The 18,216-nt window shown below is 64.8% G+C and carries 17 protein-coding genes and 1 pseudogene; 12 read left to right on the top strand and 6 right to left on the bottom strand.

Translation table 11 applies throughout. The features are described 5' to 3' along the window. Positions 1–15: 15 nt before the first annotated feature. From AC0GNO_RS10855 to AC0GNO_RS10870, 4 genes are read left to right on the top strand one after another with little or no spacing between them, the layout of a single operon-like run. Positions 16–1,440, top strand: a complete 1,425-nt coding sequence (locus AC0GNO_RS10855; RefSeq protein ID WP_008905407.1) for an MmgE/PrpD family protein — start codon at positions 16–18, stop codon at positions 1,438–1,440. Continuing rightward, positions 1,440–2,609 carry an acyl-CoA dehydrogenase family protein gene (locus AC0GNO_RS10860; protein WP_008905406.1) on the top strand — a complete coding sequence of 390 codons (1,170 nt, stop codon included), beginning with the start codon at positions 1,440–1,442 and terminating at the stop codon, positions 2,607–2,609. The genes AC0GNO_RS10855 and AC0GNO_RS10860 overlap by 1 nt, the downstream gene beginning before the upstream one ends. Before the next feature lie 60 nt (positions 2,610–2,669). After that, positions 2,670–3,839, top strand: a complete 1,170-nt coding sequence (locus AC0GNO_RS10865; protein ID WP_008905405.1) for an acyl-CoA dehydrogenase family protein — start codon at positions 2,670–2,672, stop codon at positions 3,837–3,839. Positions 3,840–3,854: 15 nt separating this feature from the next. Further along, positions 3,855–4,832, top strand: a complete 978-nt coding sequence (locus AC0GNO_RS10870; protein WP_008905404.1) for an acyl-CoA dehydrogenase family protein — start codon at positions 3,855–3,857, stop codon at positions 4,830–4,832. Between the two features lie 66 nt (positions 4,833–4,898). On the opposite strand, the gene AC0GNO_RS10875 is transcribed toward AC0GNO_RS10870, so the two are convergent. Continuing rightward, positions 4,899–5,810, bottom strand: coding sequence for a LysR family transcriptional regulator (locus tag AC0GNO_RS10875; protein WP_008905403.1), 912 nt, complete (start codon positions 5,808–5,810; stop codon positions 4,899–4,901). A gap of 189 nt (positions 5,811–5,999) precedes the next feature. On the opposite strand from AC0GNO_RS10875, the gene AC0GNO_RS10880 reads away from it, so the two are divergent. The 3 genes from AC0GNO_RS10880 to AC0GNO_RS10890 all read left to right on the top strand — a co-directional run bounded on the left by AC0GNO_RS10880 (position 6,000) and on the right by AC0GNO_RS10890 (position 7,658). After that, positions 6,000–6,239 carry a CDGSH iron-sulfur domain-containing protein gene (locus tag AC0GNO_RS10880; protein WP_008905402.1) on the top strand — a complete coding sequence of 80 codons (240 nt, stop codon included), beginning with the start codon at positions 6,000–6,002 and terminating at the stop codon, positions 6,237–6,239. Between the two features lie 9 nt (positions 6,240–6,248). Further along, a complete protein-coding gene (locus AC0GNO_RS10885; RefSeq protein ID WP_034694537.1) occupies positions 6,249–7,076 on the top strand; it encodes a DODA-type extradiol aromatic ring-opening family dioxygenase in 828 nt (275 codons plus the stop codon). Positions 7,077–7,187: 111 nt separating this feature from the next. Further along, positions 7,188–7,658 carry a luciferase domain-containing protein gene (locus tag AC0GNO_RS10890; RefSeq protein WP_008905400.1) on the top strand — a complete coding sequence of 157 codons (471 nt, stop codon included), beginning with the start codon at positions 7,188–7,190 and terminating at the stop codon, positions 7,656–7,658. A gap of 54 nt (positions 7,659–7,712) precedes the next feature. Here the strand turns inward: AC0GNO_RS10890 and AC0GNO_RS10895 are convergent, their stop codons facing one another. Next, positions 7,713–9,683: an AMP-binding protein gene (locus tag AC0GNO_RS10895; protein WP_008905399.1), complete on the bottom strand. Its 1,971-nt coding sequence runs from the start codon at positions 9,681–9,683 to the stop codon at positions 7,713–7,715. On the opposite strand from AC0GNO_RS10895, the gene AC0GNO_RS10900 reads away from it, so the two are divergent. The 5 genes from AC0GNO_RS10900 (at position 9,682) to AC0GNO_RS10920 (ending at position 14,654) form a co-directional block, all read left to right on the top strand. Beyond that, a complete protein-coding gene (locus AC0GNO_RS10900; protein ID WP_164868400.1) occupies positions 9,682–10,467 on the top strand; it encodes a nitroreductase in 786 nt (261 codons plus the stop codon). The two genes, AC0GNO_RS10895 and AC0GNO_RS10900, sit on opposite strands and share 2 nt — an antisense overlap. A gap of 47 nt (positions 10,468–10,514) precedes the next feature. Then, positions 10,515–12,152, top strand: a complete 1,638-nt coding sequence (locus tag AC0GNO_RS10905; protein ID WP_008905397.1) for a class I adenylate-forming enzyme family protein — start codon at positions 10,515–10,517, stop codon at positions 12,150–12,152. 23 nt (positions 12,153–12,175) lie between these two features. Next, the gene (locus AC0GNO_RS10910; RefSeq protein ID WP_472903941.1) at positions 12,176–13,375 is read left to right on the top strand and encodes a thiolase C-terminal domain-containing protein; all 1,200 of its coding nucleotides are present in this window, start codon (positions 12,176–12,178) and stop codon (positions 13,373–13,375) included. Further along, positions 13,372–13,803 (top strand): Zn-ribbon domain-containing OB-fold protein, encoded by a 432-nt coding sequence (locus AC0GNO_RS10915; RefSeq protein ID WP_008905395.1) that lies wholly within the window; start codon positions 13,372–13,374, stop codon positions 13,801–13,803. Before AC0GNO_RS10910 ends, AC0GNO_RS10915 begins: the two co-directional genes overlap by 4 nt. A gap of 599 nt (positions 13,804–14,402) precedes the next feature. Beyond that, positions 14,403–14,654 carry a hypothetical protein gene (locus AC0GNO_RS10920; protein WP_472904019.1) on the top strand — a complete coding sequence of 84 codons (252 nt, stop codon included), beginning with the start codon at positions 14,403–14,405 and terminating at the stop codon, positions 14,652–14,654. Between the two features lie 32 nt (positions 14,655–14,686). Here the strand turns inward: AC0GNO_RS10920 and AC0GNO_RS10925 are convergent. From AC0GNO_RS10925 to AC0GNO_RS10940, 4 genes and pseudogenes are all read right to left on the bottom strand, one after another. Continuing rightward, a pseudogene (locus tag AC0GNO_RS10925) lies at positions 14,687–15,807 on the bottom strand (aminotransferase class III-fold pyridoxal phosphate-dependent enzyme); the annotation flags it as partial. Next, a complete protein-coding gene (panD, locus tag AC0GNO_RS10930) occupies positions 15,804–16,220 on the bottom strand; it encodes an aspartate 1-decarboxylase (protein ID WP_008905393.1) in 417 nt (138 codons plus the stop codon). The pseudogene AC0GNO_RS10925 and the gene panD, both read right to left, overlap by 4 nt. Before the next feature lie 49 nt (positions 16,221–16,269). After that, positions 16,270–17,316, bottom strand: coding sequence for a biotin synthase BioB (gene bioB / locus AC0GNO_RS10935; RefSeq protein WP_008905392.1), 1,047 nt, complete (start codon positions 17,314–17,316; stop codon positions 16,270–16,272). An 85-nt stretch (positions 17,317–17,401) separates the two neighbouring features. Next, positions 17,402–18,190 (bottom strand): citryl-CoA lyase, encoded by a 789-nt coding sequence (locus tag AC0GNO_RS10940; RefSeq protein WP_008905391.1) that lies wholly within the window; start codon positions 18,188–18,190, stop codon positions 17,402–17,404. Between the last annotated feature and the right edge of the window lie 26 nt (positions 18,191–18,216).

The following is an 18,216-nucleotide window of genomic DNA, read 5'->3' on the forward strand; positions in this document are numbered from 1 at the left end:
GTAAGGTTATTCCACATGCCAGCCGACACGACAACCCTCCCTGCCCCCAGCATCGCCGCCCAACTGGCCGCCTTCGCGCACGGCCTGACGCCAGACATGCTGCCCGCAGCCGTGGTCGAACAGGCCAAGCTGCTGATGCTCGACGCACTGGGCATCGCCTTGGCTTCGTCCCAGCACGACTTCGCGCACTGCGCTTACCGCGGCTTGCACGCCCTGGGCGGTGCGGGTGACAGCGCCGTCATGGGTGCCTTTGCCCCCCTGCCGCTGCGCGATGCGGTGCTGATGAATGGCATCCTGGTCCACGGGCTGGATTTCGACGACACCCACCCCGGCGCGATCACCCACCCCAGCGCCAGCGCCTTTCCGCTGGCGCTGGGTCTGGCGGCGCAGCGGCATGCCAGCGGGGCCGAGATGATCATGACCTATGTGCTGGCGATCGAGGTGGCGGCACGTCTGGGTGCAGCGGCCCAGGGACGCTTCCACGACGTGGGCTTTCACCCGACTGGCCTGGTGGGGGCTTTTGGGTGCGCACTGGCGGCCGGCAAGCTGATGGGACTGGATCAGGCGGGCCTTGAGCACGCGCAAGGCGTGGTGCTGTCGATGGCATCAGGCAGCATGGAATTTCTGAGCGACGGCGCCTGGACCAAGCGCATGCACTCGGGCTGGGCCGGTGTCAGCGGGCTGACCGCCACGGCGTTGGCCGGTGCCGGATTCCGCGGCCCGTCGCAGCCCTATGAAGGCCGCTTTGGTCTGTACGCCAGTCACCTGGCCGCGCGCGGCCTAAACGCCGATTTGTCCTTGTGCGCGCGCGGCCTGGGCGAGCGCTGGGAACTGATGGATGTGGCGGTCAAGTTGTATCCAACCTGCCACTTCACGCACGCCAGCATCGATGCCGCGCTGGCGCTGCGCGCGGCCGGTCTGCGCACTGACGAGATCGCTTCGGTACAGGTGCTGCTGCCGCAAGGGGTGCACCCGGTGGTGTGCGAGCCGGTGGCGGCCAAGCGGCGACCGGCCAACGTCTATGAATCGCAGTTCAGCATTCACCATCTGGTCGCGCTGGCCCTGCTGCGCGGCGAGCTGGGGCTGGCCGAACTGGATGCCGCCAACCTGAGCGACCCGCAGGTGCAGGCGCTGGCTGACCGCATCGAACACGCGGCCGACCCCGATGCCGATTACCCCACCTTCTTTTCCGGCGAGCTGCGCGTGCGCACGCACGATGGGCGCGAGCTGCGCCACCGCGAGGCCGCGCACCGCGGCGCGCCGGGGCGCCCCATCACGGCCGCTGACATCGAAGCCAAATTCATGGGCAATGCGCTACTGACCTTGCCGCGCGAGCAGGCGCTACGCCTGCTCGACGCGCTGCTGACAGCCGACCGCGCCCCAGATGCCGCCGTCCTGGCGCAGACCCTGACCCATTCCAACACTTCCGGAACCCTCTGATGACGACCAGCCAGTCCGTGGCCTTTGATGCCGAAAAAGAAAATATGGTGCTCGACGCCGTCGAACGCTTTGTGGACCGCGAGATCAAGCCGGTGGCGCAGCGGCTCGAGCATGCCGACGAATGGCCGGCCGACATTGTGGCCGGCATGCGCGAGATGGGCCTGTTCGGCTGCATCATCCGCGAGGAGTACGGCGGCCTGGGCCTGTCGGCCAGCACCTATGCCAAGGTGGTGGAGCGCATCGCGCGGGTCTGGATGTCGGTGTCGGGCATCATCAACTCGCACCTCATAATGGCCGCCTGCGTGCAGCGCAACGGCACCGTGGCGCAGCGCCAGCATTTTTTGCCGCGCTTTGCCAGCGGCGAACTGCGCGGCGGGTTGGCGCTGACCGAGCCCGATTGCGGCACCGACTTGCAGGCGGTGCGCACGGTGGCGCGCCGCGACGGCGACCATTACGTCATCAACGGCACCAAGACCTGGATATCCAACGGCATCCATGGCCAGGTCTTTGCCGTGCTGGTCAAGACCGACCCCGAAGCGCAACCGCGCCATCGCGGCATGAGCCTGTTCATCTGCGAGAAGGGCCCGGGCTTCACGTCCACCAAGAAGCTGGAAAAGCTCGGCTACAAGGGCATCGACAGCGCCGAGCTGGTGTTCGACAACTTTCGCGTGCCGGCCGCCAACTTGGTCGGTGGCGTGGAGGGACAGGGTTTCAAGCACGTGATGGGCGGACTGGAACTTGGGCGCATCAATGTGGCTGCGCGCGGCGTGGGTGTGGCGCGCGCCTGCCTGGAGGAGTCGGTAGCCTATGCCCAACTGCGTCGCACCTTCGGCAAGCCGATCTGCGAACACCAGGCGATCCAACTCAAGCTGGCCGACATGGCCACCCGGGCGGAGGCGGCGCGTCTGCTGGTTGAACAGGCCGCGCGGGCTTATGACGCCGGCCAGCGTTGCGACATGGAAGCCGGCATGGCCAAGCTGTTCGCCAGCGAGGCGGCGGTCGAGAACTCGATGGAGGCCTTGCGCATCCACGGGGCTTATGGCTACTCGAAGGAAATGAATGTCGAGCGCTACTACCGCGATGCGCCGCTGCTGTGCATCGGCGAGGGCACCAACGAATTGCAGCGCCTGATCATTTCCGCCCAGCTGGTGGAGCGCAGCCCGATCTGATGTATCGCCTGGGGCGGCGCCTCAACTCGGCGGTGAATGAACCCCTCGGAGGAAAATTTCTTGAACAACCTGCTGTCCGCTTTCCGGTTCGCCGCCCTGCCCGCCGGGACGAATTCATTTCGCGCCGAGGTGAAGGCCTTTCTCCAATCCAGTTTTGAGCCAATGCCCGCCGACATCCGGGCCCGTTCATGGATGGGTTTCAATGCCGCTTTCAGCAAGAAGCTGGCCGCACGGGGCTGGGTCGGCGTGACCTTGCCGGCGCAATACGGTGGCGCCAGCCTGGACGCCTTCTCGCGCTTCGTGCTGGTGGAAGAACTGCTGGCCGCCGGCGCCCCGGTTTCCGCGCACTGGATCGCCGACCGCCAGAGCGGGCCCTTGATCCTCAAGTTCGGCACGGAGGCGCAACGCCAGTTCTACCTGCCGAAAATCTGCGCCGCCGAGGCGTTTTTCTGCATCGGCATGAGTGAGCCCAATGCCGGCTCCGACCTCGCCAGCGTCGGCACGCGGGCCACGCGCTGCCAAATTGACGGTTCAAGCGGCTGGCGGCTGAACGGCCGCAAGATATGGACCACCAACGCGCAGCACTGCCACTACATGATCGCGCTGGTGCGCTCGTCGGGCGAGCCGCAGGACCGGCAAAAAGGCTTGTCGCAGTTCATTGTCGATCTGGCATTGCCCGGCGTGACGGTGCGCCCGATCCGTGACCTGGCGGGTGATGCACATTTTTCCGAAGTGTTCTTCGACAACGTGCTGCTGACCGACGACGCGTTGATCGGCCATGAAGGCAGCGGCTGGGCGCAAGTCAATGCCGAACTGGCCTTCGAGCGCAGCGGCCCGGAGCGGGTGTACTCCAGCATCGTGCTGCTGGAGCACTGGATCACCTGCCTGCGCAAGACACCGGCGGTCTCGGTCCATGCCGCCACCATCGGGCGTTTCGCCACGCACCTGGCCACGCTGCGCAACATGTCGATCGCCGTCACGGCCAAGCTCGTCAACGGGGACAGCCCGTTGGTCGAAGCGGCCCTGGTCAAGGACATTGGCACCGAATTCGAGCAGAGCATTCCCTCTGTGATCGAAGCCGCCCTCGCCATGGACCCGGACGCCCTGGTCGATGCCGAGTTGTACCGCGCCGTGGCTTATGTGAGCCAGATGGCGCCCACCTATTCCCTGCGCGGCGGCACGCGCGAGATCCTGCGCGGCATGATCGCGCGCGGTCTGGGTCTGCGCTGAAAAAGAAAGCATTCCATGTTTGCACAAGCGATTGAAGATATCCTCCAGGACCAGTGCACGCCCGCCGTGGTGCGCGCGATTGAAGCGGGCGGCTCGCCGCTTAAGCTGTGGCAGGCGCTGCAAGGTGCCGGCTTCCTCGAACTGCTGGCGTCCGAGGACGCTGGCGGTGCCGGCCTCCCGCTGGCCGATCTGTTCCCGATACTGTGCAGCTTCGGCCGCTACACGGTGCCGGTGCCGGTGGCGCAGACGATTGTGGCGCGAGCGCTGCTGGGGTCGCAGTTTGCGATGCCCAGCGGCATGATTACGCTGGGCGCTGCGTTGCGGCGCGAGGCCGGTGGCGCTATCGTGTGCTCTTTCACACCTTACGGCATGCTGGCGGATTTCGTGCTGGCCCAAGATGGTGATGCCTTGTTGCTGCTGCACTGCGCAGCGGCGCAGCGTGAAGCAAGCGGCGTGCACGGGAGCCTGACGGCCACCCTGCGCTGGTCCGATGCGCGCGTCGCGACGCACGTGCCCGGCGCTGGCCCGCTGCTGCCGACGTTCGCGGCGGCCTTGCACGCCGCCGTGCTCAGCGGGGCCATGACCCGTGTGTTCGAAATGACACTGAAACACTGCAATGACCGCATCCAGTTCGGCAAAACCCTGGGCAAGTTCCAGGCGGTGCAGCACCAGTTGAGCGTCATGGCCGAACATGTGGCTGCTGCCTCGATGGCAGCCGAAGCGGCCTTCCACACCGACGCTGCGGCACCGTCCCTGCTCGCCGCAGCGATGGCCAAGTCCCGCACCAGTGAGGCGGCGGTTCTGGTCGCCTCCATCGCGCATGCACTGCACGGCGCTATCGGTATTGCGGAAGAATACGACCTGCAATTGCTGACCCGGCGCCTGCACGAGTGGCGCATGGCGCATGGCTCGGAGGCGCACTGGAATGTGTTGATCGGCCAGCGCGTGCTTTCTGCCGATGTGTCCATCGTTGATTTTGTGCGGTCTGTTTAGCCGCCGCTTTTGTGCCCACGATCAGCGGCGAAGTGATCGACACCCGGGGCTTGCAACAGTTTCGGTTCATCGATCCGGCTGTTGCGCTAACGACTTGCCCCCGCCAAGCGCTTCACTGAAGAAGTCGATGAAGGTTCTCAGCTTGGGTGTCACGTACTGCCGATTCGTGTAAACCGCATACAGCGTGAAAGGGGGCACCGTGTAGGTCGGCAGCACGCGCGCGAGGCAGCCCGCGGCCAGATCGTCGTCGACCGTCCATTCGGGGAGGAACGCCATGCCCATGCCGGCGTGCATCGCGTGATAGGTGAGCGTGCTGTCGTCCGAGCGCATCACCGCATTCAGCTTGATCCGCGCCTTGCCGGCAGGTCCCTGCATTTCGAGGCCATCGAGGTTCACGTAGTTGGGTACCACGGCGCTGCACCTGACCAGATCGGAGGGTCTGCGCGGAGAGCCTTCGCGCTTCAGGTAAGCCGGGGTTGCGACCAGGTGGAACTGCACGGGACAAATCGGCCGTGCAATCAGCGCCGGGGACAGTTCGCGCGTGGCGCGCAGCGCGAGGTCGTAGCCGTCGGCGACCAGGTCGATCTTGCGGTTCTCCAGTCGCATGTCGACCAGCACCTCCGGATAGGTGTTGCGGTAGGCCGCCAGTACGCTGGCGAAATGCCGGTTTGCACACCAGACGGGCGCGCTGATTTTCAATTGTCCGCGTGGTGCCTGCGCGCTTTGCCGAAGCGCCGCTTCGGCAGCCTGCAGCGTGTCGAGCGCCTCGCGGCATTGTGCGTAGTACATCGCGCCGGCCTCCGTCAGGCTGAGCTTGCGGCTGGTCCTGTGCAGCAACCTCGCACCGAGGTCTCGTTCGAGCTGGGCGACATGCTTGCTGGCCATCGGAGCGGACATGGTGAGGCGCGCCGCGGCGCGGGAAAAGCTGCCAGCCTCGACCACTTCCCTGAAAACGCGAAGGCTGGTCAGACGATCCATTTATGGTTTCTTGTGAGGAAATGATGTGTTAATAATACAGCTATTGATTAACCAAAATTAAACATTAAGCTATTCCTCATGGTCAGTCGGGTAGACATCCAGTCTCAAAGAGGCTGCCCATCAGCCGCGCTTTCGTTGATGCCTTCAACCAATGCCGTATCACTTCTTAATCATCCTCAGGAGCTCAACATGAGTAAGCCGCATATCGCCGCCACCACGCCGTTCGCAATCGACGTGGAAAAAGGCAAGGACTACTACTGGTGTGCCTGCGGTCTCAGCAAATCGCAGCCGTTCTGCGACGGCAGCCACAAGGGCGGCGAGTTCGTGCCGACCAACTACAGCGCCGACGAAAGCAAGACTGTCTATTTTTGCGGCTGCAAGCAAAGCAAGAACGGCGCGCTTTGCGACGGCACGCATAAAGCTCTGTAAGAGCGGACCATGCCCGTGACAACGGAGCGATTGCCGACCTACTTCATCTCACACGGCGGTGGGCCCTGGCGATACATGATGGCGCAGTCCAACGGCATGTACGACCGTCTGGCGCAGTCCCTGCGGGACATGCCGCGCCAGCTCGGCGAGCGACCGAAGGCGGTGCTCGTGATCTCCGCCCATTGGGAGGAGCGCGAGTTCACCGTGATGGCCGCCGAACGGCCTCCCATGGTTTACGACTACGCTGGCTTCCCCGAGCATACCTACCATGTCCAGTACCTGGCTCCGGGCCTGCCAGCGCTGGCCGAGCAGGCGCGGCAGTTGATCCAGACCGCAGGGTTCTCGGCGCGGCTCGATGCCCAGCGCGGGTTCGATCACGGCAGCTTCGCGCCGCTGGTGGTGATGTACCCGCTGGCCGATGTGCCGGTCGTGCAACTGTCACTGCGCGCGGGCTATGACCCGGCAGAGCATTTGGCCGTCGGCCGTGCCCTGGCGCCGCTGCGCGAGCAGGGCGTGCTGATCGTCGGCAGCGGGCTGAGCTACGACAACACGCGCCGCATGGGGCCGTCCGCCGCAGGGCCGTCAATGCAATTCGACGACTGGCTGCAGCAGACCTTGATCACCACCGAGCCGCACCAGCGTGAGCAGCGGCTGATCGACTGGCAAGACGCGCCGGCCGCCCGCGTGGCCCATCCGCAAGAAGACCATCTGCTGCCCCTGATGGTGGCGGTGGGTGCCGCCGGGCATGATGAAACCGTGTGCGTGTACCACGAGGAAGGCTTCTTTGGCGGCGTCACCGTCTCCAGCTTCAGGTTCGGCCAGGAAGGCGGGGTCTGAGTGGCGGTGGCTTGCTGGGCCGGTAGGCGCTTGTCGCCGGAGGGGTGTTGCCGGTTACCCTCGCGGCAGGTGTACAGCAACAAACGATGAAGTGCGAAGACGGAGAACCGCATGACAAGTTATCTCAGCCATCAGCGCCGTGGCGCTCGCCCACAAACGACGCCAAGCGACCCGCACACGCAGCTTGAACAGAATGCGCCGGTAGAACTGCAAGAGCTGGTTTTCGAGAGGGGGCAGTCCCTGGGCAGCGTGGAAGTTGGTCCGAGCCAGGTGTCTGTTCCCGGAGCGCGTGCTTTTTATTTACCGCGATGCGGATGCCAGTCCTTCGGCGCCTTCATGTTCGGCAAGGAGTTCGCCCACATCCACCCGCCCAGTGACGGCAGTCTGCACATGACCTTGCCGCCCGAGATCGTTCCCCAGGTCATCGAAAACGGCTGGGCGGAGTTGCATCCGCTGGCGGGTCAATATGGCCTGCCCGGGAACATCGTGATGGTCTATGGGCCGCGTGACGACGAGGAACTGCAGGTGGTTTGCGATTTGCTGACGGCGTCGCATACTGCGGCGACATCGTCAGAGGCGTGAAAAATCCGGGGCCACATCCTGCCCGTCAGGGCAGGATATGGCGCACAACCAGGCTCAAGCTTTTGCAAGTTTGCCCTGCAGCTCGGCCACCGTTTCCGGGTTGACCAGCGACGACAAGTCGCCCGGACTGTCGCCCTTGTACAACGCCCGCACCACGCGGCGCATGATCTTCATGTTGCGCGTCTTGGGCAGGTCGCTGACCAGCAGCACCTGCCGGGGGCGGTAGGAGGCGCCCATGCCATGGACGACCGCCTGCGACAGTTCGGCCTTCAGCGCCGCGTCCGCCGCCACGCCGGGCATCGGCACGCAGACGCAGACGATGGCCGAGCCCTTGATCTCGTCGGGCACGCCGATCACCGCCGCCTCTGACACCTTGCCGGTGCCGGTGAGCAGGGTTTCGATCTCCGACGGGCCGGTGCGCTTGCCTGAGACCTTAATCGTGTCGTCGCTGCGTCCGAGGATGTAGAACAGGCCGTCCGCATCGCGCATCGCAAAGTCGCCATGCACCCAGACGCCCGCAATGGTGCGCCAGTAGCTGTCGAGGTAGCGTTCGTCGTCGCGCCACAGGCTCTTGGTGAAGCCGATGTTGGGGTTGCGCAGCACCAGCTCGCCGACCTGGCCCGCGCCGACCGGCTCGCCGCTTTCATCGACGATGTCAACCCCGGCGCCGAGCCCGCGCGCGCCGAACGAGCCTGGCCGCAAGGGATGGTGCAGGGTGCCGGTGAAGTTGCAGCCGCCCACCTCGGTGCCGCCGACGATGTTGAGGAACGGCAATTTCTCTTTGCAGATGTGCTTGAAGAACCAGCGCCAGGGCGCCTCGGTCCAGGCCTCGCCGCCGGAGCAGGTGATGCGCAGCGAAGACAAGTCGTAGCGCTGGACTTCTTCGTCGCCGTAGCGCATCAGGCTGCGGATCAGCGTGGGCGCGACACCCAGGTAGGTGACTTTGTGATCTTGCACCAGGCGCCAGAAGCGGCCCGTGTCGGGGAAGTCGGGCGTGCCTTCGGCCACCAGCAGGCTGCCGCCGAAATAGCTCGGAATGCAGGCGCACATGGCGCCCACCATCCAGCCCATGTCGCTCATGAAGAAGAAACGGTCGCTCGACTTGAAATCGGCACAGATGTGCATGTCGCGCGTGACCATCGAGCCCAGGAAGCCGACGTGCGTCCAGACGCAGCCCTTGGGCTTGCCGGTGGTGCCAGAGGTGTAGAGCAGCACGGCGGGCGCGTCGGCGGCCATCTCGGCGGTCGGCATGTCGTGAGGCTGGCCGGCGACCAGGCTGGCCCAGTCGTGGTCGCGTCCCGGCGTCATCGGGCAGGGGGCGGCGTCGCCCAGGTGGCGCAGCACCACCACGTGCTGCACGCTGGGCACCTCGGCAAGTGCTTCGTCCAGCACCGACTTCATTACGCCGGGCGTGCCGCGCCGCCAGGTGCCGTCCACCGTCAGCACCGCCTTGGCCTCGCCGTCGTTCAGGCGGGCGACAATGGGCTGCGGCCCGAAGCCGGAGAACAGCGGCATCAACACGGCGCCAATTTTCAGTACGGCAAAGAATGCGACAAAGGTCTCCGGCAGATTGGGCAGGTACAGGCCGACCCGGTCGCCCTGGCCGATGCCCAGCGACTGCAGCGCTCCGGCCAGGCGGCAGACTTCGGCGTCAAATTCGCGGTAGCTCAAGGACTTGCGGTTTTTCGGGTCTTCGCCCTCCCACACCAGGAAAGGCTGGTCCCACACCGGCGTTCCGCGGTGCCGTTCCAGGCAGTTCAGCACGATGTTGGTGGTGCCGCCGATGCACCAGCGTGCCCATTCGATGCCGCGCGAGGTGTCAAGCATCTGCGTGTAGGGCTGGTAGAAGCGGAAGTCGCAGAACTCGAACACCTCTTGCATCAGCCAGGCCGGATCGGCGTCGGCACGGGCACTCAAGTTTTCGAAGTCGGACTCGCCCACTTTGTGCAAAAAAGCGGTCAGGTTGGACTGCGCCATCAGTTCAGGGGAAGGCGCCCAATCAAACGGTTGTTTGGTAGAATTCATGTGGCAATCCTATCCGAACGTCGTATTGGAGTCCAGCGGTGCAGTCTCACCGCGTCGTTTCTTCTCCGCAGCTCTACGTAGTCAGAAAGGCGGTCTATCCGTGCATGTCGACGAAGCGATCCGCAGCCGAAAATCGGTCAGGCGGTTTCTACCTGCCTCCGTTCCTTCCTCGGTGGTGCAGCACATTCTGAGCGTGGCGGCGCGTGCCCCGAGTGGCAACAACGTGCAGCCGTGGAAGGTGTATGCGGTGGCGGGTGAGGCCCGGCAGCGCCTGTGTGATGCCTTCATTGAGGCGGCCACGCACGAGCCTGACCGGCATCAGCCCGAGTACGCGTATTACCCCACGACCTGGGTCGAGCCTTATCTGGAGCGCCGGCGTCGCTGCGGTTTCGGTTTGTATGCCAGCCTGGGCATCGCCCGCGACGACGCGGCGGCACGCGAGCGCCAGATGCTGCGCAACTACACGTTCTTCGACGCGCCGGTGGGGCTGCTCGTCACGCTCGACCGCCGTTTGAACACTGGCAGCTTCATGGACCTGGGCATGTTCATCCAGAACATTCTGGTGGCCGCGCGCGCGCAGGGACTGCACACCTGTGCGCAGGCCGCGTTTGCCTGGTTCCACAAGGTGGCGCGCGCCCAGTTGCCGATCAGTGACCACGAAATCCTCGCCTGCGGCATCGCCCTCGGGCACGAGGATCTGTCGGCCCCGGAGAATGCCTTCATTACCGAACGAACCGATGTGGAGGCGTTTGCCAGCTTCCATGGTTTCGATCCCCAGAGCTGACCAAAGCTTTTCGTTGATTTAATCAAAATTTTCTGAAGAAACTACTCATGATCCTGCATTCGCCTTCTACGATTGAACACTACACTGCCGCCAAACTTTGGGGGGGCCGCACCCTGCTTGATGTGGTTGCGGCACATGTTGTCGATGTTCCGCAACGAGTGGCCATCGTCGATACACCAGACCGTGAGGCGCTCATCGGCACGCCCGCCACCTCGGTAACTTGGAGCGAGTTCGGCAAAGCCGTCGACGCGATTGCCACCGGGCTGATTCGCCGTGGACTTAAAAAAGACGATGTTGTGGTTGCGCAGTTACCCAATGTCTGGGAGTTGATTGCGTTGTACTTTGCTGTGTCCCGCGCCGGAGGCGTGCTGTCTCCGGTGGCCATGCAGTGGCGCGAAACCGAGTTGCGCAACGTCGCAGAGGCCAGTCAGGCGCAGCTCTACATCGGCGTAAAAAATTTCAAGGGCTTCGACCACATTTCGATGGCTGCCAAGCTAGGCTACGCCACCGTGGCGATTGAAGACGTCACCGCTTTGGCCGCACAGGCACCAGACCAGGCCCTGCTGGACGCTGTCAGCGTCAGTGCCAACGATATTTTCAGCCTGTGCTGGTCCTCGGGTACTGAATCACATGCCAAGGGCTGTCCGATGTCGCACAACAACTGGCTTTACCAGATGCGGCTGGTGCCCAATACGGCGGGCATTCAAGAGGGTGACCGTGTACTGGCACCAGCACCGATGGTCAACATGACGGGTGCCGTGGCTTGGCTGAGCTGGCTGGCAGCGCGTGGCACGCTGCTGCTGCACCATCCGCTCAATGTCGAACTGTTCCTCAAGCAAATACTCACGGAAAAGGTTCAGTTCACGATTCTGGTGCCTGCAATCCTGAACATGATCCTCAAGCTGCCCAATGTCGACTGCCTCGATTTGTCATCCATCCGCTCAATCGCCACAGGCTCAGCGCCGCCCTCGCGCTGGAGCATGGAGGAGTTCAAGCGCCGCTGGAACATCGAGATCTGCAACCTGTGGGGGCAGACCGAGGGCACAGGCTTGGTTGGCGGCCCGGTTGACGTGCCGGACTTCGCTATGCGATCGGACCATTTTCCCTGGTGGGGCAAGCCGGGACTTGAATGGCCGTCGACAATGGAAGGCGTACAAGCCAAGCTGCTTGACGAGCAAGACCAAGAATGCACGCGGCCAGGCGAGGTGGGCGAGTTGGTCTATCGCGGACCCAACGTGTTTGCCGGCTACTACCGGCGGCCAGACCTCGCGCAGAATTCGTTCACGGCCGACGGTTTCTTTCGCACCGGTGATTTTTTCATCGTGCGCGATGAACGCCACATCGGCTTTTTTGACCGCAAGAAGGACATCATCATTCGTGGTGGTTTCAATATAAGCGCCGCCGAGGTCGAGAACCTGGTACTCACCCACCCCGGTGTGCAAGAGGTAGCAGCGGTGGCGGTGCCCGACGAAATCATGGGCGAGAAGACCTGTATCTACGTCGTGCCCAAGGACAAGGCCCGGCTGCCGACGCTGGAAGATATCGTTGACCACTTGAAACAAATTGGCGTGGCGGTCTACAAGCTGCCCGAGCATATTGAGTACCTTGACATCATCCCGCGCAACCCGGTGGGGAAAATTTTGAAGGCGCAATTGCGACAACGCGTGCATGCTTCGGGGGCGTGACCTCCAACTCTGGACACTCAATCATGACCCCTCAAACGAACTCATCGCCGCGCAGTCTCCGCGGTGAAACCGCGATCATCGGCGCCGGCATTTCGGCCGTCGGCCGCGTGCCGGGCAAGAGCGCGCTCGCGCTGGCCGCCGACGCAGCAGGCAAGGCGCTTGCCGATGCCGGCATCGGCAAGCACGAGGTCGATGGCGTGCTTTCCAGCTCCGCCTTCGCCTCGCCGTTTCACCGATTCAGCGTAGCCTTCAGTGAGTACCTCGGCATCCAGCCGACGTTCTCCAACACGATGCAGGTCTCCGGCGCCACGGCGGCCACCCTGTTCAACATCGCCGCCGCCGCCATTGCTGGCGGCCTGGCCGAGACCGTTCTGGTGGTGGGCGGCGACAGCTTGCTGACTGGTCTGTCGCCCGACCTGGCCCTGCGCTCGATGACCGAAAGCCGGGACCAGCAATACGAAATGCCATTCGGCATTCCCGTGGCCAACACCTTCGCCATGACAGCGCATCGCCACATGAAGGAGTTCGGCACCACCTCCGAGCAATTTGCCAAGGTGGCGGTGATCCACCGCGAACACGCACGCCGCACGCCGGGGGCGCAGATGACCGATCCGCTGAGCGTCGATGACGTGCTGAATTCCGGCTGGGTGACAACGCCCTACCACAAGCTCGACTGCTCGCTCATCTCCGACGGCGCAGCAGCTTTCATCGTCACCTCGACCGAGCGCGCCAGGGCGCTGGGAATTGCCAAGCCCATCTACATCCTCGGCGGCGGCGAATGCTACACGCACGAGCACATCTTCTTGATGCCCTCGCTGACCACCACGGGCGCGGTGCAGTCGAGCACCAAGGCCTACGCCATGGCCGGCTGCGGGCCCAAGGACATCGACGTGGCCGGGATCTATGACTGCTTCACCGGCACGGTGATCATGATGCTGGAGGACCTCGGCTTCTGCCCCAAGGGCGAAGGTGGGCGCTTCGTCGAAGACGGGCAGATCACCTACGGCGGCGCCATCCCCTGCAACACCCATGGAGGCCTGCTGTCGTTTGCGCACTCGGGCATGCCGGGTTCGCTGTTTCATTTCTACGAGGTCGTCAACCAGCTGCGCGGAAGCTGCGGTGAACGCCAGGTCGCGGGCGCTGAACTTGGCCTGGTGCACAGCCTGGGCGCCGGTTTTGCGACCAACGCCACCACCATCCTGGGAACGGAGGCCACGCTGTGATCAACCTCAAAGACGCCCACCTCAAGCCACAGCCGATGCCAGATGCAGATTCGGACATCTATTGGCGCGGCATTCAGGAGGGCAAGCTGCTGCTGCAGCACTGCCCAGCGTGCGGCCACGTGCAGCTCTACCAACAGGCGATCTGCCGTGAGTGCGGTAGCGAGCGCCTAGAGCACCGGGCCGCCAGCGGTCGCGCCAAGGTGCATTCGTTCAGCGTGGTTCACCGGGCGCCCGGCCCGGCTTTCAAACAGGACACGCCCTATGCGGTGCTGCTGGTCGAACTCGAAGAAGGTCCGCGGATGATCAGCTCCTTCATCGGCGCAGACCCTTCAGCAGTCACTTTCGACATGGCTGTCGAGTTGGTTTGCGAACCCGTCGGTGGTGGTGTGTCGCTGCCGCGATTCCGGGCGGCCGGACCTCCAGCGTGAGGCAGCGTCGTCGTGCGCCTTCTGAGCGTCTGAGGACATGACCCAACCCAACGCGGGATTTCGGTGGCCGCAGCTTGTTGCTGCGCCGTCCTCCCAGGCGGCAGTCGAGGGGGCTCCTCCTGACCTGACGACGGCCACAGTGGCGCGGCGGGCGATTGCGCCCTTGTCCATGCATGAACGGATCGTGGCCATCGTTGCGCCGGTCGGCTATGGCAAGACGACATTGATGGGCGGATGGTTTCGCGCTTGCAAAGACGCAGACCCCGTGTGGGTGGGACTCGATGCTTCCTGGCGCGACCAGGTGTTCTTTGTTCGCTCCTTGTTGAATGCGATCGGAGGCCCGTCGGAGCCGGTCGCGATGGGGGCCATTGACGCGGCGGCGGTGGTCGAGAGCGGCTTGCTGGCGTTGTTGCAGGCCCTTGGACAACGTCGTCGTCCCATGATGCTTTTTTGCGCCGCTATGCCAGGTCTTTGTGCGCCAGTGGCCGGCAGGACCACAAGATCAGGACCCATTCCACTATGGCGCCGCACAAACGGTTCTGGCCTATGCGCACAAATGCAATTGACGTTTCACCGTGGCCCCCCAGTCCTTGCGCGAGGTGCAAGTGAAGTTCGGGGAGGCTCCTTCGCCTTTCGGCCACATGTGGGTGCGGGTGATCTTTTCCGCCTTGCTGTTCAAGGCGGGGCGGCATCGTGAGGCCCTGGCAGACAGCACCTCGGCGCTGACCGAAGAGCTGGCTTTTGCTCCCGACGCCTCGTGCCTGGCGGTCAGGCTGCGCGCGATCCGCGCGTTGCTGCTGTACGAACGCAACCTGTGCATCGAGGCGATGGTGGATTTGGAGGTGGCGTGACCACTACTGTCGCACCAGGGCATCGTCGATAAGATGGCGTAGATCGTGTGGCCGATGGGGTGCAGCAGCAGCCCCTGCGCCAGCGCGCGGCAGGCATAGCGGCGGCCGAAGTCGGGCAGGCGTGCTGAGCACGTGCCACGCGAAGACCATGCCCTTGCGTCGATCGAAGCGCACACGCGGGTGCTTGGAGATCGGCGCGAACTGCGCGGCCAGCCGCTCGCTGGTGCCCAGGTTCTGGCGCAGCGCGTCGGTCTGCGCGAAGAGGTCCAGCGTGGCCAGCGCGGCGCGGCAGGCCAGCGGGTTGCAGGTGTAGCTGTGCGAATGCAGGAAGCCGCGCGCCACCTCGTCGTCGTAGAAGGCGGCATAGACCGCGTCGGTGGTGAGCACCACCGACAGTGGCAGCGTGCCGCCGGTCAGGCCCTTGGAGAGGCAGAGAAAGTCGGGGCGGATGCCCGCCTGCTCGTGCGCGAACAGTGTGCCGGTGCGGCCGAAGCCGACCGCGATTTCGTCGAGCACCAGGTGCACCTGGTGCCGGTCGCAAAGCTCACGCGCGCGTTTCACATTTCAGGTACAGCGGGTCGTGCATGGCCTTGCCGGCGGCGCACTGGATCAGCGGCTCGATGATCACCGCAGCGGTCTCGTGCGCGTGTTCGGCCAGCCAGTCGCCCAGTGAGGCGGCGGCCCCCTCGGCCACGTCGGCCGGGGTGTCGCCGGGCGCGGCCTGCCTGGCGTCGGGGCTGGGCACGGTGGCGGCCATGCGCACCAGCGGCGCGTAGGCTTCACGGAACAGCGCGATGTCGGTCACGGCCAGCGCGCCCACCGTCTCTCCGTGGTAGCCCCCGGCGACACTGACAAACCGGCACTTGCCTGCCCGGCCCGCATTGCGCCAGTGGTGGGCGCTCATCTTCAGCGCGAACTCCGTGGCACTAGCACCGTCGCTGCCGTAGAAGGCGTGGCCAAGGCCGGTGCGCGCGGCCAGGCGTTCGGAGAGTTCAACCACTGGCCCGTGGGTGAAGCCTGCAAGCATCACGTGGCCCAGTGTGTGCAGCTGGTCGATCAGCGCGGCGCGGATCGCGGGGTGGTTGTGGCCGAACAGGTTGACCCACCAGGGCTGCGCTGGCGCCACGGCGTTGGCCGACACGGGCTGCGTCAAAGCTCGGCGCCCAGGGGCAGGATGACCGGGTCGCCGGCCTGCGGACCTGCGGGCTCGCTGCGGATCTCGACGATGCGGTTGGCAGCGTCGGGGAACACCAGCTGGGGCACGGCCTCGTCGAGCTTGTCTTCGTGCACCATGCCGAAGGCCGCGATGATCACCAGGTCGCCCACGCTGGCGCGCCGGGCGGCCGAGCCGTTGAGCGAAATGATGCCGCTGCCGCGCGGCGACCTGATGGCGTAGGTGATGAACCGTTCGCCGTTGTTGACGTTCCAGATGTGAACCTGTTCGTTGGGGCGGATGTTGCTCGCCTCCAGCAGGTCTTCGTCGATGCCGCAAGAGCCTTCGTAGTGCAGCTCGCAGTGGGTGACGATGGCGCGGTGGATTTTGGATTTCAGCAGGGTGCGGAACATAGGGGATTTGCTTGAACGGAGGGAGCCTCGGCCATCGACAGGGCCAAGGTCAGGCGTGCGCCCGCGTGGTGTGCATGCCCGTGCGGGCCAGCAGGTCCTGGTCGGCTTCCACGTCGGGATTGCCGGTCACCAGCAGCTTGTCACCGTAGAAGATGGAGTTGGCGCCGGCCAGGAAGCACAGCACCTGGGTCGATTCGTCCATCTGCCGGCGCCCGGCCGACAGGCGCACCTTGGCCCTGGGCATGGTGATGCGGGCCACCGCCACGGTGCGCACGAACTCCAGCGGGTCGAGGTCGGGCTCGTCGGCCAGCGGCGTGCCGGGCACCTTGACCAGGTGGTTGATCGGCACCGACTCGGGGTACGGTGCCAGGTTGGCCAGTTGCGCGATCAGGCCGGCGCGCCCGGCGCGGGACTCGCCCATGCCCACGATGCCGCCGCTGCAGACGTGGATGCCGGCCCCGCGCACGTGGCCCAGCGTGTCCAGCCGGTCCTGGTAGTCGCGGGTGGTGATGATGTCGCCGTACAGCTCGGGCGCGGTGTCCAGGTTGTGGTTGTAGTAGTCCAGACCAGCACCCTTGAGGCGTTGCGCCTGGTCGCCCGTGAGCATGCCCAGGGTGCAGCAGGCCTCCAGGCCCTCGTCCTTGATCACGCGCACCAACTCCTCGACCTTTTCCAGGTCGCGGTCGTTGGGCGCTCGCCAGGCGGCACCCATGCAGAAGCGCGAGGCGCCGGCCGCCTTGGCGCCGAGCACGGCCTCGCGCACTTCCTCGGGCGTCATCATCTTGGTGGCGGGCACGCCGGTCTCGTAGTGCACCGACTGCGGGCAGTAGCCGCAGTCCTCCGGGCAGCCGCCGGTCTTGATGGACAGCAGCGTGGCCAGCTCCATCTCGGTGGGGTCGTGGTGCTCGCGGTGCACGGTCTGCGCGCGGTGCATCAGCTCAGGGAATGACAGGTCCAGCAGGGCCTGCACCTCGGCCACCGGCCAGGCCTGCTGGCGGGCCTCGACCGACAAGGTTCCCACGCTCGATGCCTCGGCAGGCTGCGGGGGTGATTGCACCCAGTGGATGGGTTCTTCTCTCAGGATCGTGTCATTCATTGCGCAATACTCCAGTGGTGTCCAGCAAAATTCAATCGATAGGTCGACGCGGGCGCATCGTGCCTGCAAGGCCAGCCACAGCGCTTCAGGCGCCTTGTGGTCTGATGTGCTGGGTGGCCTCGTCTTCGACCCGCTGCCAGATCTCGACCGCCATCGGGTTCTTGCTCTCTTCCAGGATGTGTCCCACCAGCCCTATGGCACGCGCCAGGACGCCGATGCCGCGCACAATTTTCCATGGTAGCCCGAGCTCGCAGCTGATGGCGCCGATGGCGCCGGTCGCGTTGACGGGAAGCGACTTGCCAGCGACGCGCTCGGCCTCGGCGCAGATCAGTTGTTCGAGCCGGATGTAGTCGCCGGAAAAGCCATTGTCCTTGGCGATCTGGAACAGGCGCGGGGCGCGCGGATCGACCGGCTTGTGCAGCGGATGTCCCAGGCCGGGGATGATCTGGCCGCGGGCACGAAAGGCTGCCACGGTGTCGATGGCGATGCGCTCCAGGTCAGCCCCTTTCGTTCCGGGTGGCAGGGCCTCGTAGAGCATTTTGGCGGTGCCTTCGGTGCTGCCGACGAACACGCTGCCCAGGCCGCACAATCCGGCCGCCACTGCGGCCTGCAACGACTCGGGCGCACCGGCGTAGGTCAGTCGCGCGACCAGCGCACTGGGCGTGATGCCGTGCTCGACCAGCGTCACCGCGATGGCGTTGAAGACGTTGGACTCCTGCTGCGTTGGCATGCGCCCGACGATCTGCAAGAAGGCCATATCACCCAGGTTGAGATGGCCGAGGATTTCGTCAGGCAGACTCTTGCCGTGCACCTCGATGCGGTCGGGGGTACTCCAGGCAATGTCGGAGCGGATGGGTTTGGCTTTGCGAGTCATAAGGAATTCCAGTCGATTGGAGTGGG

This window comes from Hydrogenophaga sp. L310 (assembly GCF_055703065.1).